This window comes from Staphylococcus nepalensis, from assembly GCF_002442935.1.
GTDB classification, from domain to species: domain Bacteria; phylum Bacillota; class Bacilli; order Staphylococcales; family Staphylococcaceae; genus Staphylococcus; species Staphylococcus nepalensis.
The window spans coordinates 1845718-1864403 of record NZ_CP017466.1; the positions used below are offsets into that span (position 1 = coordinate 1845718).

The following is an 18686-nucleotide window of genomic DNA, read 5'->3' on the forward strand; positions in this document are numbered from 1 at the left end:
GAAATCATGCACGCAATAGGGGTGTTTTTTAAACTGAGATGAGATTTACTCAAACCCTTTGAACCTGATCTAGCCAAGACTAGCGAAGGAAAGTGTTAGAAAATAACGATGATATTTTAATATCTATAATCTTTCATCTATATCTTTTTAATACACAACTTCCCTAGTGAAGATTGTGTATTTTTTATTTAATATATTATTTTAGGAGTGAAATAATGCGTAAAACAATTCTAGTAACTGGTAGCAGTAGGGGCTTGGGCGCAACGATTGCAAAAACTTTAGCTGCTCAAGGCCACAATGTGATTATCAATTATGTTCAGAACGAAACTTTGGCAAAGCAATTGGTAAATGAAATCGGAAATGACCTTGCGCTTGCAATACAAGCAGATATCACTGACAGAGCACAAGTTGATCAGTTAATTGCGACAGCATCCACTCACTTTGGAAAAATAGATGCGGTTGTGAACAATGCACTAGTAGGGTTTAAGTTTGACCCTACCTCTCAAAAATCGTTTAAAGATTTATCTTGGACGGATTACCAACAACAAATTGATGGTACATTAAAAGGCGCTTTTAATGTCACGCAAAGTGTTATTCAACAATTTATCCAAAACAAATCAGGAACCATCCTATCAATTGGAACAAATTTATATCAAAACCCGGTCGTCCCCTATCATGAATACACGACAGCCAAGGCAGGCTTAATCGGTTTCACAAGAAATATCGCTGCCGAATTAGGTCAATATGGCATCAATGCTAATGTAGTTTCTGGCGGCTTATTAAAATCTACAGACGCCAGTGCAGTAACATCAGATGCAGTATTTGATTTAATTGCACAGACTACCCCATTACGTAAAGTTACATCTCCACAAGACGTTGCAAATATGGTTGCTTATTTAGTTACAGACCAGGCCAAAGGTATAACTGGTCAAAACTTTACCATTGACGGTGGCTTAACAATGAATTAAAAATAATTGAGGAATGGAGGTCGAAGTAATCAATGACACATACACGACATCTCAATATTGGTGTTTGAATTTATGGCTGTGGTCATCATCAAGCTGCTTGGCGTATGCCTGAGTCTAGCATTGGACGCATTAGTGATATAACATATTATCAATCATTAGGCCAAATAGCAGAACAAGGAGTATTTGATGATGTGTTTTTTGCAGATAACCAATCTTTCCCAGCTCAATCTGATAGTGATATGCCAGCATTTTGGTTTGATCCTTTAATGAATTTAGCAGCAATACCACAAGTTACTTAAAATATCGGATTAGTTGCTACTATTTCGAGTACTTTTTCTAATCCGTTTACCGTCGCAAGACAATTATTAAGCCTTGATTATATGAGTCATGAACGCGCAGGTTGGAGTTTAGTCACATCTATGTCAGATTTAGAAGCGGCTAATCACGGTATGTCCAGACTACCTGACCATCATGAGCGTTATAAAAAAGCAGATGAATTTGCATTCGTAACAAACCAATTATTAGAATCTTGCCATGTTTCAGATTTTTTGGGTAACAAGGAAAAAATATTTTAGTAAATAGTGATGGTATTAACGCTATAAATTATGAAGGACACTATTTCAATGTACAAGGCCCTTTAACTACGCCGAGTAGCCCACAAGGTAAACCTGTCGCAATGCAAGCTGGCGCTTCAGATTCTGGCATTGCTTTAGCTACTAAATATGCAGATGCTGTTTACGCTGTAGCATGGAATGCGAAACAGGCTACGATTTCAGAAAGAAGTTAAATTGTAAATTAACACAAGAAGAAATAGATTTAATTGGTACTCATTTGGATAAAGAAATCGAAGATTTAAATCATTACATTGAACATGAAAAATCTACTCGGTTAAGAAAGCAAACACGTCAAAAGCGAACTGAAATCAAAAGATATAAAAAGAAATTCGCTGCTTAGTCAGAACGAAAGTATAAATATAAAACACAAAAAGCCATACTCCAAGATAGAAATAGTTATTCTAAGACAGACCATGATGCGACTTTCATGAGAATGAAAGAAGACCATATGAAAAATGGACAACTTAAGCCAGGATATCATTTACAAATAGCGACAAATTCTCAATTTGTTTTATCATATGATGTGTATCAAAATCCGACAGACACAAGAACAATGATTCCTCTTTTAACTTTAATTAAAGAGACCTACGGTCATTTACCTGAATATATTGTAGCTGATGCTGGTTATGGTAGTGAACCTAATTATATAGCAATTATAGATGAATTTAATCGAACACCGCTCATAACTTATGGCATGTTTATTAAAAATAAAACTAACAAATATAAAAGTGACATTTTTAATACTCACAATTGGGAATATGATGAAATCAATGATGAATTTATTTGCCCGAATCATAAAAGACTTGGTTTTAAAAGATATGCCTATCGCCATGATAAATATGGGTTTAGGAGAGATTTTAAATTATATGAATGCGATGATTGTTCAGAATGTCCACTGAAGAACGATTGTATGAAATCAAATTCACAATCGAATAAAAAATAATGAGAAATTATAACTGGGAATATTTCAAAGCCCAGATCAATCAAAAGCTTTCGGAACCAGAAACAAAAGAAATCTACAATCAAAGAAAAATGGATGTAGAACCTGTTTTTGGATTTATGAAGGCTATTTTGGGTTTCACTCGAATGTCGGTTAGAGGCATAAATAAAGTCAAAAGAGAACTGGGCTTTGTATTAATGGCACTTAATATAAGAAAAGTAGTAGCTCAACGAGCTAACTATAATCAAAACAATAATGAAAAAGGCAATTTCTATATTATTTCAATAGAAATTGCCTTCTCTCTTGTCCAAGAACTTTATGTCCCGGCCTCAAATTTTTCTTTTAAGCGTAGGTATTGATATTCCATACGTATTCGTTTAATCCATTTGGTTGGTCTTTTAAGCAAACATTAAAATGGCAAGTTCATACCGTTAAGCATATTTTCCATTTGTTTACGTTTACCTTTTTTGCCTTTACCGCCACCAGAAAATTGTTTCATCATTTTCTTCATCTCATTAAATTGTTTCATTAGTCTATTGACTTCTTGGACAGTTCGACCAGAACCTTTAGCAATACGTTTTTTACGGGATACATTCAATGTTTCTGGATTGTTACGCTCATTCGGTGTCATAGATTGAATAATCGCTTTGATATGGTCAATTTGTTTTTCATCCATATTTAAATTGTTAACACCTTTCATCTTGTTCATACCAGGAATCATTTTCATAACATCATCTAACGGGCCAAGATTTTTCACTTGATCTAATTGTCCTAAGAAATCTTCTAATGTAAATGACGACGTACGCATTTTCTTTTCTAAATCTTTGGCTTTGTCTTCATCCACATCTTGCTGTGCTTTTTCAATTAAGCTTAACACATCACCCATACCTAATATACGTGATGCCATACGTTCTGGATGGAAGGGTTCTAAGCCATCTAATTTTTCACTCATACCAACAAATTTAATTGGTTTTTGTGTTACCGCTCTAATTGATAATGCAGCACCACCACGTGTATCGCCATCTAATTTAGTCAACGTAACACCTGAAACCTCTAACTGTTCATCAAAAGATTGAGCGACATTAACTGCATCTTGACCAGTCATAGCATCCACAACAAGCATAATCTCATCTGGTTGTGTAATCTCTTTAACATCACTTAATTCTTCCATCAATGCTTCATCCACATGTAAACGACCTGCAGTATCAATAATCACAAAGTCTAAATGTGCTTCTTTAGCATGTTTAATTGCATTTTCTACTATTTGTTGCGGTTTTACTTGATCTCCTTCGCTATAGACAGGAATATCAATTTGTTTACCTACAGTCTGTAACTGATCAATCGCAGCTGGACGGTAAATATCTGCTGCTACTAATAAAGGTTTTTTGTTATATTTTTTACGCATTAATAATGCTAATTTACCAGCGGTCGTTGTTTTACCTGCACCTTGTAAACCAACCATCATCACTACTGTTGGTGGTTTATTAGCCATCTGAATTGTAGCATTTTCGCCACCCATCAGTTGTGTTAATTCTTCTTGTACAATCTTAATAACTTGTTGCCCAGGTGTTAATGATTTCATTACATCTGAACCTAAAGCTCGTTCTGATACGGTTTTGACAAAATCTTTTACAACTTTAAAGTTAACATCGGCTTCAAGTAATGCCAGTCTGACTTCTCGCATCATCAATTTAATATCTGCTTCTGTCACTTTTCCTTTGCCTCGGATTTTTTGCATCGTCCCTTGAAGACGATCGGACAGTCCTTCAAATGCCATATCAATACCCTCCTTTATGTGTTCTATTATTCTAAATCTTCAAGTGATTGAAGATACTGTTTTATTTTTTCTGGATCATTAACGTATTGTTTCATTTGTTCATATATATTTTGACGTTTTTCAAAGTTTTGATAAAGGCCTAATTTAGCTTCATAATCTTCTACTAAATCACCAGTTCTTCTTATGTTATCATACACTGCTTGACGGCTCACATCAAATGTATCAGCAATCTCGCTTAAAGAATAATCTTGTAAATAAAATAGTTCTAGGTAATTACGTTGCTTATCCGTTAATAGTGCTTGATAAAAATCAAACAAATAATTCATACGTATTGTTTTAATTAAATCATTTTGGCTCATCTGTATGCCCTTCATTCTGTTCATTACTATTATCTGAATGATCCTCAGATTTATCTGAACTATCAACATTTTGTTCGATCATATCAGCAAATAATCCATATACATAACTTTCGGGGTTAAATGGTTGTAAATCATCTAATTTTTCACCTAAACCAACATACTTAACTGGTATTTTAAGTTCATTACGTATCGCTAATACAATACCACCTTTTGCAGTACCGTCTAATTTAGTCAACACAATACCAGTTACATTGGTAACTTCTTTGAATGATTTAGCTTGAGATAATGCATTTTGTCCAGTGGTTGCGTCTAAGCAAAGTAAAACTTCATGTGGTGCCTCAGGTACTGCTCGACCTATGACACGTTTGACTTTTTCTAATTCATTCATTAAATTAGATTTATTTTGTAAACGACCTGCAGTATCACAAATGAGAATATCCACACCTTTACTTTTAGCTGCATTAATTGCATCATACATAACAGCTGCTGGGTCGGAACCTTCTTTTTGGCTCATTACTTCGACGCCAACACGATCTCCCCAAATTTTGAGTTGTTCGATTGCTCCTGCTCTGAATGTATCACCAGCTGCAAGCATTACTTTTTTACCTTCAGCTTGGTAACGATGCGCTAATTTACCTATCGTTGTTGTTTTCCCAACACCATTAACGCCTACCATTAAAATAACATTTAATCCTTCGTTTTCAATGTTCATAATCTCTGAATGTTCATCATCTTGGTGATATATTTCAACGATTTTTTCCACAATAACTTCTCGTAAATCTTCTGTTTCAGAAATATTACGACGTTGCGCCTCTGTACGTAACTCTTCAACAAGTTCCATTACTGTATTAAACCCAACATCTGCAGTAATTAACATTTCTTCTAACGCTTCAAAAAAATCTTCATCTACTTTACGGTATCGTGCAATTAAATTATTTAATTGTTCTTGGAAATTCTCACGTGATTTTTCTAAACCAGCTCTAAATTTTGCTCCTAATTGTTGTGCTTCAATTTCTTCAAAATCTTCAATTGAGATTAAGCCGTCGTCATCAAAATCTGCTTCTTTTAATTTCTTGGGTTTTTTGTTTTTTTCTTGTGGTTCCTCTGATACTTGAGATTGTTCCACATCTAATTCGGATTGTTGCGCTTCGTTTAGCTCGTCCTGATTATGTTTTTCTGTAGAAGATGTAAATTTATCCTTTAATCGTTTGAAAAAGCTCATACTTGTTCCTCCTTCATGACCTCATCAATAGTGTTTAAATTGACACTTACTAATTTTGATACGCCTGATTCCTGCATCGTTACACCATATAAGCAATCAGAGAACTCCATCGTGCCTTTACGGTGCGTTATAACAATAAACTGAGTTTGACTCGACAATTCTTTTAAATATTGTGCATAACGTATCACATTGGCCTCATCTAACGCAGCTTCAACCTCATCTAAAATAACAAATGGCGCAGACCTTACCTTTAAAATTGCAAATAGCAAAGCAATCGCACTTAAAGCACGCTCACCGCCACTTAATAGCGATAAGTTTTGTAATTTTTTACCAGGAGGTTGTACGATAATATCTACACCTGCTGATAAATAATCATCATCTGTCAGACGTAATTCCGCCTGTCCACCACCGAATAATGATTTAAATACTTCTGAAAAATGGCTTTGTACTGCATGAAAGGTAGTTTTAAATCTATCTTTTACCTCTTTATCCATTTCTTCTATTAGCTGTTCTAAAGTTGCTTTAGCAGCTCTTAAATCTGCACGTTGGTCATTTAAGAATGTATAACGTTCATTAATTTCTTCAAACTGCTCAATTGCATTTAAATTTACAGGACCTAATTCTTCGATTGACATTTTAGTTAATTTAACTTTTTTACGCAACGATTCAATGTCTTCTTCTAAAGTGTATAATGTGCTTGCACGTTCATATGTCAGATGGTATTGCTCACTGAGATGATCAATCGCATGGTTAATTAATACATCTAAACGAGATTGCTCAGCTTTAATGTCTTGGTAACGATTTTCGATTGATAAAATATCTTGGTTTGCTTCTTGTAATTTCTGTTCTGTCACTTCGATTGTATCATTCAACGATTGTCTTTGTGATTTAACAGTTTCTAAATCTTCCGTTAATTGGTTCTTATCACTTTTACTTTGTTCAATGTTGTTTTGAATTGTTTTAAAAGCTTTTTCCCCGGTCATTTCATCTGAATTAAATAATTCAATCTGTTCTTTTAGTTTTTGCTTTTGATCTGTGAGTTGTGTCAGTTGATTATTTAATCTCTTTTCAGATTGTTTTTGAGCGCTTAATCTCTCTTTAATCACTGCTAAATCAGATTGTTTTTGATGTAATTTTTGTTGTATTTGCGTTGTGCTTTCTTTACCTTCTTTAGACAGTTTTGTATAAAGATGGATGTCGCCTTCTAATTTTTGCAATTGTTTTTTAATGATTGCTAACTGTTCTTTTTTTTCATTTAATGTTTGCTTACTCGTTTCGCTTTGGTAGCCATCATTTTTTTCAAATTCAAATTCTTCGTGTTCATTTTTTAAATGTGCTTCTTGTTTACGTAATCTATCCAGTTCTAAATCATACTCATGAGCACGCTGTTTTATGGCATTATAATGTTGACTTGTATCAAAATAAGTATTACTTAACGCCTCAGATTCTTCTTTAATAGCTTGAAATTGCTTTTCAAATGTAACAGTTTGTTGCTGGTAATCCTCTAATTGGGCACGCATAGTCGAAAGTTCATCTTTTTGAGATAGTATGCTCTTTGTTTTACGTTCGCCACCACCAGTCATTGAACCTCCGGGATTTACGATATCTCCTTCGAGCGTTACAATGCGTGTGCGATAACGAATTTGTCTCGCTAATTCATTGGCATTTTTTAAATTATCTACAATTATTGTATTACCAAGCAGGTTTTGAATAATATGTTTATAATCCGCTTCAACTTGTATCGCGTTTGATGCAATATTGATAAACCCAGTAGCGTTTTCCGTTATATTTAAAATATCATGTGCTACGTGACGTGGTTGAATAACATTTAATGGTAAAAATGTCGCTCTACCGAGTCCGTTCTGTTTTAAATATTGTATTGCTTGTCGGCCATCCTTTTCAGAATCTACAATAATATGTTGTAAAGAAGCACCAAGTGCCGTTTCGATTGCTTTAGTTAAATTGGATGGCACATTGATTATTTCTGCAACCGCACCTCGTATACCAGATAATTTATTGTTTTTAGCCTTCAATATATGTTTTACGCCATTAAAGAAATAACTATATTCTTCTTGTTGTGTTGCTAAACTATCAATACGTGATTTTAATTTCTCATTAAACCTATAAGCTTGGTGTAGCTTTTCTTCATGCTCGTTTTGTTGATTCTTTAGTCGTGTTAATTTCTTTTCATATTCGGTCAAATGATTTTCCGCTTTTTTTAAATCTTTATGCGCAATCATACTTTGTTGCTCTGTTTCGCTAATTTGATTTTGAATGCTTTTTAATTCTTTATATGCGTCTAATAGTCGAGAATCAAGTCGAGATTGCTTATTTTCATTTTCTTGAATTGTATGTTCTAAAAAGCGAATGTCATTATTAACATCTGATTGTTCTGATATAAGTTGGTAATACTCATCTTTAATTGCTTCTAATTTTTCGTCATGTTGTTCATCAGATACATAGAGTTGTGATTCATATTGTTGTATTTCTTCATTCAACGCTTTTTGTTTCTCTTTTAACTGCGTAAGTTGTTCTTTCGCATCTACTTGCTCTTGTTGGATATTTGTAATTTGAATCTCGAGGCTTTCTTGTTCTTCTTCAAAACGCGCGTTGGTTTGTGATTGATTTTTTTTACGTTCTTCCAACACATTTAATTGACCAGCAAATTTTTCGACTTCTTCTGTTGACTTAACGAGTTGGTAATTCAATGATTCTATTTTTTCATCTAATTGCTGTCGTTCAGATTTATATTTATTTAGTGCTTGTGTGTGTTGTACTTTTTCTGCATCTTTTGCAGCTTGTTGACTTTTCAAATGATTTAAATTTTCATCGAGCTCATGAATATTTTGGCTATATTGTTCAATATCATAAACCGTTACTAATACATCACTTTTTTCCATTTCATTAGATAAATGTTTGTATTCTTTTGCAATTGCCGCTTCCTCTCGTAAAGGTTCGACGCGACCTTCTAAATCATACAAAATATCTTCTACACGTGTAAGGTTATCTTCTGTTTGATCTAATTTTTGAACAGAATTAGCTTTTCTTTTTTTATATTTTAAAACACCCGCAGATTCTTCTAGTATTTGTCTTCTATCAATTGGCTTAGCATTGAGTATTTCATCAACCCGACCTTGAGATATAATACTAAATGCTTCTTTACCTAATCCTGAATCTAAAAATAGTTCGATAATGTCTTTGAGCCTTGCACGATCGTTATTTAAATAATATTCACTTTCTCCACTGCGGTATAAACGACGTGTCACAGCCAGTTCTTGTGTATCAACATTTAACTTACCTGAACTATTGTCTAATTTTAATCTTACTTCAGCAAAATTTTGAGCTTTTCTATGTTCAGCACCGGAAAAAATAATATCTTCCATTTTAGCACCACGTAGTGATTTAGCAGATTGTTCGCCTAACACCCACTTGATTGCATCCGTAATATTACTCTTACCACTACCATTAGGTCCTACTATTGCTGTGACGCCTTCATCAAACTGTACGTTGGTATGTTCAGCAAATGATTTAAAGCCAAAGGCATCAATTGATTTCAAATATACCATGCTATTCTCCTTTAAAGTGTTTCTTAGGTGCGGGATAGAAACTGGGGCTTATATATGCAAATATAAAATTAGTAATTGTGACTAGTTTGAAGCACTTTATATCAAACTTTAAAGTACTATTGTAAAAGAATGCCTTCTATAGCTATCCATCTTAAAGTTAACATCGTTTATGTGTATACTTAGAACTATGTAATACTCTTAGCTTAAGCGTTTTTCCTAGTCATCAATGCCTCAGGAAGACAACGAATTTTTTAAAAAGTTTAAATTTCTGTCTTAACCCCATCTACTCATCCTCGCATAATTAACGTGTCAATAAATTTGGTACAAATACGCTTAAATCTCAACATCTATTGTACAGTTATAATTTAATATTATATTCCAGTATTTATAACAAGTTCATTATGATTCGTCTTTTAGAAATACTTATACATTCGTTTATTTTTACTAATGTTTAATTAAATTTTATTTATCATATATTATGAAAGTTTGCATTAATGTTGTATAGTTCACACAATGCTTTACTATTTGTTATTATAATTCTTTATTTTTCAGAAGTTTATAAGCACTTTCTGCAGCTTGTTGTTCTGATTCTTTTTTCGTTTTGCCTTTGCCTAATGCTACAGGCTTGTTTTCTAAAATAACTTCAGAAGTAAATAAACGGTGATGTGCTGGTCCTTCCTCATTTACTAAACGATAAGTTACATCACCTTTATTTTGTCGATGCACAAACTCTTGGAACTGCGTTTTAAAATCAACGACGCCATCTAACTCATCTTCTTCTACAAATGGGAATATAACATTCTCTGCAAATTTCCACACCGACGTTAATCCTTGGTCTAAATATAGTGCACCTACAAATGCTTCAAAGGCATCTGATACAAGAGAGGGTCTTGTTCTGCCTCCTGTTTTTTCTTCCCCTTTACCCAATAAGATTAGGTCATGCAATTCAATTTTATTTGCGAATATTACAAGTGAGGGCTCACAAACAATTGTCGCACGCATTTTCGTTAAATTACCTTCAGGCAACTCTGGATATTTATCAAACAAATAGCGTGAAACCGTCAATTCTAATACCGCGTCTCCTAAAAACTCTAAACGTTCATTATGTTCTAATCGATTCATATTAAAATCATTAATGAAGCTCGAATGTGAAAAGGCTTGTTGGTATAAATCCACCTTATCAAAGGGTAAACCTAATTCTTGCATTTTTTTAGAAAATTTTTCTTGGAATGCTTTAACCATTTCCATTTTTTTATGATTCGCCAATACATTTCCTCCTCAGTCAATCTTAATTTTGATTGTACTTATGCATTTACATTTTACGTGAATTTATTATAAAACTAAAGGAAAAACTGTTAATGATGCGCTATTTTATCCATAAATAAAAAGCCCAACAGGTGTTATATTTTCTAGTAAGCAATTTTGCCTAAACTTCCTATGCTAACCTCTAAATCATACAGAAATAGGTGACAACGTTTCAAAAACAACAAATTTTTACTAAATTCTTTTTAAAATAAAAAATCTGAGCCGTAAAATCCACGACTCAGATATTTGCTCATTATTTTTCCATACTATTGATAAAGTTAACTGCATCACCAACAGTGTTGATTTTTTCTGCTTCTTCATCTGGAATTTCAGTACCAAATTCATCTTCTAATTCCATAACTAATTCAGCAATATCAAGTGAGTCAGCGCCCAAATCATCTTTAAATGAAGCATCTTGAGTTACTTTTTCAGCGTCAACACCTAAGCGGTCAACGATGATATCTTTTACTTTGTCGAAGTTTTCCACGTCGATTCACCTCCTTTAAAAAGTCTATAATAGACTTTTATATTTTCCCATGTTATCAATCGAAATACAAGTAGTATTTAATGAAATGGGGTTGTTATAAATATAATTTATTGAACCACAATTTTTTAGATGCTTTTCAATTAAAAATGAGTATTGAATGCATCATATACCTTAGAGCATGCCATACATTTTCAAGTCACTTCAAGTGATACAAAAATGATTTTCACGTCGTCTGGCATATTATTCCATAAACATGCCACCGTTAACGTGTATCGTTTGACCAGTGATATATTTCGCTTTATCTGATGCTAAAAATGACACAGTATTAGCGATATCTTTATCCTCTCCGAATCTTGATAATGGAATTTGTTCAAGCATTTGATCTTTAAGATCTTCACTTAACGCATCAGTCATATCAGATACGATAAATCCTGGCGCGACAGCATTCACTGTAATATTTCTTGAAGCAAGTTCTTTGGCTGCTGATTTTGTTAAGCCAATCACACCTGCTTTTGTCGCTACATAATTAGCTTGTCCAGGATTTCCTACTGCACCAACTACGCTGGATAAATTGATAATTGATCCGCTTTTTTGTCTTAACATTTGTGGCGTTACTTTTTGGATACAATTAAATACGCCTTTTAAATTAGTATCAATAACGTCATCCCATTCACTTTCTTTCATGCGCATTAATAAATTATCTCTTGTTATACCAGCATTATTAACAAGTACATCCACTGTACCAAACTGACTAACAACTTCTTTAATCATTGCTTTTACTTCATCACCATTTGCAACGTTAGCTTGAATCGCAAAACTTTCTACACCTTTTGCTTTGATTTCTTCTACCACAGCATCTGCTTTTGCTTTATTCCCAGCGTAATTAACAACAACATTGTAGCCTTCCTCAGCTAATTCAACTGCTATACTACGGCCGATACCTCTAGATGCTCCAGTTACTAATGCATTTTTAGTCATTTTCATTCCACCCTTTTACATCTTCTAATGTTTGAATTGAAGTAAGTTTTACATCTTTACTTAGCTTTTTAATTAAACCTGAAAGTACTTTACCAGGCCCAATTTCGATAAAATGATCAACGCCTTGGTCGATTAACCATTTTGTTGAATCTATAAATTGAACTGGAGAATACAATTGTTTAATCATATTATCTTTAATTGTTTTAGCATTCGTTTCACCTTTAGCGTTTACATTTTGAACGACTGGAAATGATGCATCACGCCATTCAAATTGTTCAATATAGTTGGCAAAGTCTGCTTCAATCACTTGCATCATTGATGAATGGAAAGGACCAGATACTGCTAAAGTCATCACGCGTTTAGCACCCATGGACTTCCCTTCAGCAGCAAGTTTATCTATCAATGTTTTATGGCCTGAAACAACAATTTGTCCAGGCGCATTTATATTCGCTGGTTCAATGATTTCATCATCTGTCGAAAGTTCTTTACAAATTTCATCCACCTCATTGTAGTCGAGACCCAACACAGCTGCCATACTACCTACACCATCTGGAAAAGCAGCTGCCATGAGTTGCCCACGTTTGCGAACAATTTTCACCGCATCTTCAAAATTCAATACACCACTTGCTACTAAGCTTGCATATTCTCCTAAGCTATGTCCCATCGTATAATCTACATCAACGTGCTCTAACGCGTTTAATAATGCTATACTGTGAGTTAATAAAGCAGGTTGTGTATTTTCAGTTTGGCCTAATTTGTCTTCAACATCTTCAAACATAGTTTCTAGAATATCAAAGTCCATTTGCGCTTGAGCTTCATTAAGAATAGACGTAGCTTTTTCATCATTGTTAAATAAGTCGTTAGCCATACCAACTTTTTGTGATCCTTGTCCTGGGAAAATAATTGCTGTTTTACCCATTTTCTGTCCCCACCGTTTCTCTCATTGTATTTACAATGTTTAATTCTCCAGCAACTTTAGCTTGACGAATCGCTGAATAAAATGCTTTTGCATTTGAACTACCATGCGCTTTCACGACAATACCATTTAACCCTAACAATACTGAACCGCCATACTCGGCATAATCCATTTTCGAAGTTAAATCATTCAAATCTTTACGCAACACAAGCGCTGCTAATTTGTTTTTAAAACTACTCAAAAGCGTAGATTTAAGCATTTTTCCTATAGATTTTGCTACACCTTCTAGATTTTTTAGAATCATATTTCCAGTATAACCATCTGTTACAACTACGTCTGCAGCATCATCCATTAATGCTTTAGCTTCAACATTTCCAGAAAAATGAAAACCTTGTTGTTCTTCCATTAAGTGATATGCTTTTTTAGTTAATGTATTTCCTTTTGCTGCTTCTGTACCAATATTAAGTAATGCAACAGAAGGTTGTTCAATATTTCGGATTTTTTGTGCATAAATATTACCTAATTGTGCATATTGTAATAAATGCTCTGCTTTTGCATCAGCATTTGCGCCTACATCCATAAATACGAAACCTTTACCTGAAACAGTTGGTAAAGTTAATACTAATGCTGGTCTTTCAACACCTTTTATTCTACCTACGATAAATAATCCAGCAGACATTAAAGCGCCCGTGTTTCCTGCTGAAACACAACCGTCCGCTTCACCAGATTTCACCGCTTCTGCCATACGCACCATTGAACTATCTTTTTTTCTTTTGATTGCTCTAACAGGTTCGTCTTCCATTGTTATCGCTTCTGTACAGTGACGCACTTCCACGCGTCCGTGGTTAATGTCACATTTATTTTGGTCACCGAATAATATTATTTCTAAATCTTTAAAATCTTTGACCGCTTTTTCAACAGCTTCAAGAACGATGCCAGGCGCATCATCGCCACCCATCATGTCGATAGCTATTTTAACCATTTTGTTCATCCTCACTTGTATAATACATTTTAAAAGTACCCTTAAATACCAAAGTATCTTTGACGTACGAACATACTTTTATCATGAAATATTTATCTGTTATTTCAACAGCCTTTGCTTCTGCACGTACTGTATCATTTAACTTAACTTGTTTTAAAAATGTAACGTTACTTTCTTTAGTTAACACAACTGGTTTATGTATAAGTGCCACACATAGTGAATTAGCTTGAGCAAATAATACATGCCCTCTAGCAATCTCATTTCTAGTAAATACTGAATCTTCATCAATATTAATAAGAGAGATCGCTTGATGATCTGGTTCTACGTTGATCACATCACCTATGATTTCACTTCCATCAATAGATCGAATACTTTCGTGATTTTTTCTAGCAACAGATTTAATTCTTTTTCTTAACTCGGGAATATTTAAGTATGTACGATCCAATCTAATTGTTTGAATACTGACCGAAAAAAGAATACTCAAATCAAGATCCGTAATAAAGGGGTTTTTTTCTATTTCTTTTTTAATTGCCTCACGACGTTCCTGTTTTTTTAACTTCATAGTATTCTATCTCCCTATTTTTAGTACCAAGTCTTAAACATTCCTAACATATCATAACACTTTCTATTTCAATTGCTCAACTAAAAACGTACTACTTTTTATCATTCTATTTACTCAATTCTCAGTTCTTTCATTTCAAGCTTTATTTTAATAATTTCAAAAATAACATACAAACCACAAAGTTTTTATGTTAAATTAAATAAAAATATAATGTTTAATTAAAAAAGATGTATTTTATATATTAAATAATTTCATTAGAAATAATTGATTATTCATTTTATAACAAAGGGGTTAAGAACAATGAAAAAAGCAATAACAAGCACGCTACTCTCTGCTACATTATTCACATCTACTTCGGCCTTTAGTTTTGCAAAAGAAACAAATAGTGTGGTGCCAGAACAATTGGAATCATCAGACTCAACACATATTTCTAACCATACTGATGTAGAAAATTACTTACAAAATAACGCCTCATCTATCATTAATCGAAACCAGAAAACTAAAAATGAATCAATCAATAAAAATGCGTTTAAACAATACAAAGTAATCAATAAAAACGTTGACACCACTGGCGCTTCACATTATGAGTTAAAACCAAAAATCAATAATATATTAGCGAACGATAGCACCATTAAAGTACATGTGAATCAACAAGGCAACGTCTCACTTATAAATGGGCATATCCATAGACAGCACATTGACATTAAAAACAAAGCTAACATATCACCATCCAAAGCTGAAAATTTAGCTTTTCAAGCAATTGGTAAACAAAAAAATGAAGTTAAAAATCTAAAAGGTTATAAAATTGTAACTCAAAATCAACTAGATATTAATAGTGAAAAAGGCAAATTGATACATAATATCGAATTAAATTATTTATCTCCTAAAGCCGCGCGTTGGAAGATACAAGTCGATGCGAGCACCGGAGAGATTATAAAAAAACAAAACCTAATAAAACATGCAACAGCAGAAGGTTCTGGCACAGGCGTTAATGGTGATAAAAAATCTCCACTTTACTTAAGCAATGACAACGGACAATATTCATTAAACGACACAAGCAAAGATACTCATATCGAAACCAAAACAGCGAATGAAACTACAGATCAGTTTTCACCAATCACCCATGATTCAAATAATTTTGACAAAGATATTCAACGCGCAGGCGTCGACGCACATTTTTATGCAAACGAAGTTTATGATTATTATTTAGACAAATACGATAGAGAAAGCTATGACAATAAAGGCGCAAATATTAACTCTGTCGTACATTATGATAAAAATTATAATAACGCTGCATGGACTGGACAATATATGATTTATGGCGATGGTGATGGTAAAACATTTAATCCACTATCAGGGGCTAAAGATATCGTAGGGCACGAATTAACACATGCCGTAACAGAAGAAACTGCTAATTTAGAGTACACAAATCAATCAGGCGCTTTAAATGAATCATTTTCAGACGTATTTGGCTATTTCATCGATCCAGATAACTGGCTAATGGGCGAAGATGTTTATACACCGAATCAAGATGGAGATGCTTTAAGAAGCTTACAAAATCCAGAAAAATATGATCAACCAGCACACATGAATCAATTTTATACTGGAACTGATGATAACGGGGGCGTACATATTAATAGTGGCATTCCAAATAAAGCTGCGTATCTTACAATCCAATCTATTGGCAAAGATAAAGCAGAACAAATTTACTACTTAGCATTAACGCAATATCTATCATCAAATGCTGAATTTACAGATGCAAAAATAGCATTAAAACAAGCTGCCAATGAACTATATGGCAAGAATGGTAACGAATCAAAAGCAATTGAACAAGCTTGGAATGATGTCGGCGTTAAATAACTGAATATATTTTCATTAAATAATAAACAGCAGTGTAGCACTTTTAAAGCGTTTCTACACTGCTGTTTGAAATATATGAACTTACTACATGCGCATTGAACGCTTAATCAAAACTCGTATATAGCAAATTATTCTCGACAAATGTTCTAAGTCGTTCATATTCAGGTTCAAAAAATGTACCTGACTGAATAAGTTCTGCTGCTTCATCTCTAGCTACTTCTAGCATTTTATAATCTTCTACTACATTCGCTACCAAGAAATCTGGCAACCCACTTTGTTTAACACCAAAGAAATCACCAGGACCTCTCATTTCTAAGTCACGCTCACTTAACTCAAAACCATCTGTAGTTTGTGTCATTATATTCATGCGTTCAATACCTGTTTCAGTCTTTGGTGAAGCAATTAATACACAATAACTTTGTTGTTCACTTCGTCCAACACGACCTCTTAACTGATGCAACGTTGATAACCCAAAACGATCTGCATCGTAGATCATCATAAATGTTGCATTTGGTACATTAACGCCAACTTCAACGACTGTAGTAGAAACTAAAATATCAATCTCATGATTACTAAACTGTTGCATCACATGATCTTTTTCTTCAGAAGTTAATTTACCATGAAGTAAGCCTACTTTATTTGAACCATAATAAGCTTGCATAGATTCAAATAATGCCACGACATTTTGTACGTCTTCCAAATGTTCGGAACTCTCTATTAAGGGGCATATCACATAAGCTTGTCTACCTTTGTGCAATTCAACGGTCATTTGGTGCAAGACACTTTCATACGCCTCATGCTTAGACCAAGACGTAATAATAGGTTTTCTTCCTTTCGGTAATTGCTTAATTGATGAAACATCCATTTCTCCAAATACAGAGATTGCTAAAGTTCTAGGAATAGGCGTTGCAGTCATAAATAATACGTTAGTCATAGCGCCTTTTTCTCTCAATAGTTGACGTTGGTTAACGCCAAATCGATGTTGTTCATCTGTAATTACAAGCCCAACGTTGTTAAATACAACATCGTCTTGTATTAACGCATGTGTCCCAATGATACAATCTATTTCATTGTTTTCGAGTTGTTCCAATAATAATTTCCTTTTTTTACCTTTAACTGAACCTGTTAATAAGGCAATGTTCATTCGATCACCAAATATTTCAGCTAAACTTTCAGCATGTTGCTCTGCAAGGATTTCAGTAGGTACCATCAATGCAGATTGATAACCAGCTGTTTTTAATGCATACATACAAATAGCAGCTACTACTGTTTTGCCTGAACCTACGTCCCCTTGTAAAAGCCGATGCATACGAAGCGGAGCTTTTAAATCTCTAAAGATTTCATTTACACTTTGTTTCTGGGCATCAGTCAATTCAAAAGGTAAATCTTCTATAAAATTTTTAACTAAATGAATATCATAATCAATTTCAATTGCTTCATCCGATGTTTTCTCGAGTCGATTTAACCATTGCATTCTTAATTCGAACATAAATAATTCTATAAACGCATATGTTCTTCTTGCCCTTAACAATGATTTCTTGTCAGGTGCCATATGCAATGTTTTAATTGTATCTTCAAGCGTTTCAAGTTTATATTTCTGTCTTAATGTTTTAGACAGCCACTCATGGATAGTCACATGATCTAACACTTGACGAATCATATCGCGAAGCGGTTTTTGTTTAATACCTTCTTTAATGCGGTAAACAGGTTCAAATTGCGCACCCTCTATGACTTGTTGGTTAAAGAACATTCGGTTCCCATTAATTTCTTGTTTGTTTCTATTCCATTTCCCTTTAATTGTAATCGTTTGATGTAGCTCAATTTTCTTTTTTAAATAAGGTTGATTGAAGAATACGCATTTTACAGCAATATTATTAACCATTAAATGGACAGTTAGCTTAGATTTGTTTCTACCAAAAAAAGCGACAGTAGGTGTGGAATAAACTTCCCCAACAACTGTCACCATCGCTTGATCTTCTGCCTCATTTAAGTCAACTACAGTATTATCTTCATAACGCGTTGGTAAATATAAGATTAAATCCTCTACTGTATAAATATTTAATTCATTTAATACCGATAAGCGTTTTGGACCTAAACCTTTTATTTCAGCTAAAGGAAATGGACTTTCTATTAAATTGACTTTTGACATT

General features: G+C 33.7%; 13 protein-coding genes, 2 pseudogenes and 1 riboswitch. Of the genes and pseudogenes, 4 read left to right on the top strand and 11 right to left on the bottom strand.

Annotation, left to right across the window (positions count from 1 at the left end):
• Positions 1 to 7: 7 nt before the first annotated feature.
• Positions 8 to 108: riboswitch (TPP riboswitch) on the top strand.
• A gap of 107 nt (positions 109 to 215) precedes the next feature.
• The 3 genes and pseudogenes from BJG89_RS08705 to BJG89_RS08715 form a co-directional block, all read left to right on the top strand.
• Positions 216 to 968: a 3-oxoacyl-ACP reductase gene (locus BJG89_RS08705; RefSeq protein ID WP_096810116.1), complete on the top strand. Its 753-nt coding sequence runs from the start codon at positions 216 to 218 to the stop codon at positions 966 to 968.
• A gap of 68 nt (positions 969 to 1036) precedes the next feature.
• Positions 1037 to 1766 (top strand): annotated as a pseudogene (locus BJG89_RS08710) (LLM class flavin-dependent oxidoreductase); the annotation flags it as partial.
• Positions 1764 to 2881, top strand: a pseudogene (locus BJG89_RS08715) (transposase); the annotation flags it as partial. The pseudogenes BJG89_RS08710 and BJG89_RS08715, both read left to right, overlap by 3 nt.
• Positions 2882 to 2931: 50 nt before the next feature.
• Here BJG89_RS08715 and ffh read toward each other — a convergent pair.
• The 10 genes from ffh to fapR all read right to left on the bottom strand — a co-directional run bounded on the left by ffh (position 2932) and on the right by fapR (position 14676).
• On the bottom strand, positions 2932 to 4299 hold the full coding sequence (gene ffh / locus BJG89_RS08720; RefSeq protein WP_096810117.1) for a signal recognition particle protein: 1368 nt from the start codon (positions 4297 to 4299) through the stop codon (positions 2932 to 2934).
• A 26-nt stretch (positions 4300 to 4325) separates the two neighbouring features.
• The gene (locus BJG89_RS08725; RefSeq protein WP_096810118.1) at positions 4326 to 4658 is read right to left on the bottom strand and encodes a putative DNA-binding protein; all 333 of its coding nucleotides are present in this window, start codon (positions 4656 to 4658) and stop codon (positions 4326 to 4328) included.
• Positions 4645 to 5880: a signal recognition particle-docking protein FtsY gene (ftsY, locus tag BJG89_RS08730; RefSeq protein ID WP_096810120.1), complete on the bottom strand. Its 1236-nt coding sequence runs from the start codon at positions 5878 to 5880 to the stop codon at positions 4645 to 4647. Before ftsY ends, BJG89_RS08725 begins: the two co-directional genes overlap by 14 nt.
• Entirely contained in the window at positions 5877 to 9446 is a 3570-nt protein-coding gene (gene smc, locus BJG89_RS08735) for a chromosome segregation protein SMC (protein ID WP_096810121.1), read from the bottom strand. The genes ftsY and smc overlap by 4 nt, the downstream gene beginning before the upstream one ends.
• Before the next feature lie 531 nt (positions 9447 to 9977).
• On the bottom strand, positions 9978 to 10694 hold the full coding sequence (gene rnc, locus BJG89_RS08740; RefSeq protein WP_411756582.1) for a ribonuclease III: 717 nt from the start codon (positions 10692 to 10694) through the stop codon (positions 9978 to 9980).
• A gap of 310 nt (positions 10695 to 11004) precedes the next feature.
• A complete protein-coding gene (locus tag BJG89_RS08745; RefSeq protein WP_019467939.1) occupies positions 11005 to 11238 on the bottom strand; it encodes an acyl carrier protein in 234 nt (77 codons plus the stop codon).
• Between the two features lie 240 nt (positions 11239 to 11478).
• On the bottom strand, positions 11479 to 12216 hold the full coding sequence (gene fabG, locus BJG89_RS08750; RefSeq protein WP_096810124.1) for a 3-oxoacyl-[acyl-carrier-protein] reductase: 738 nt from the start codon (positions 12214 to 12216) through the stop codon (positions 11479 to 11481).
• Positions 12209 to 13135 carry an ACP S-malonyltransferase gene (fabD, locus tag BJG89_RS08755; RefSeq protein WP_096810125.1) on the bottom strand — a complete coding sequence of 309 codons (927 nt, stop codon included), beginning with the start codon at positions 13133 to 13135 and terminating at the stop codon, positions 12209 to 12211. Before fabD ends, fabG begins: the two co-directional genes overlap by 8 nt.
• A complete protein-coding gene (gene plsX / locus BJG89_RS08760) occupies positions 13128 to 14114 on the bottom strand; it encodes a phosphate acyltransferase PlsX (protein WP_096810126.1) in 987 nt (328 codons plus the stop codon). Before plsX ends, fabD begins: the two co-directional genes overlap by 8 nt.
• Positions 14107 to 14676 carry a transcription factor FapR gene (fapR, locus tag BJG89_RS08765; RefSeq protein WP_096810127.1) on the bottom strand — a complete coding sequence of 190 codons (570 nt, stop codon included), beginning with the start codon at positions 14674 to 14676 and terminating at the stop codon, positions 14107 to 14109. The genes plsX and fapR overlap by 8 nt, the downstream gene beginning before the upstream one ends.
• Before the next feature lie 300 nt (positions 14677 to 14976).
• Here fapR and BJG89_RS08770 point away from each other — a divergent pair, with 300 nt between their 5' ends.
• A complete protein-coding gene (locus BJG89_RS08770; protein ID WP_096810128.1) occupies positions 14977 to 16536 on the top strand; it encodes a M4 family metallopeptidase in 1560 nt (519 codons plus the stop codon).
• Positions 16537 to 16639: 103 nt separating this feature from the next.
• On the opposite strand, the gene recG is transcribed toward BJG89_RS08770, so the two are convergent.
• Positions 16640 to 18685 carry an ATP-dependent DNA helicase RecG gene (gene recG, locus BJG89_RS08775; protein WP_096810129.1) on the bottom strand — a complete coding sequence of 682 codons (2046 nt, stop codon included), beginning with the start codon at positions 18683 to 18685 and terminating at the stop codon, positions 16640 to 16642.
• Position 18686: the final 1 nt, after the last annotated feature.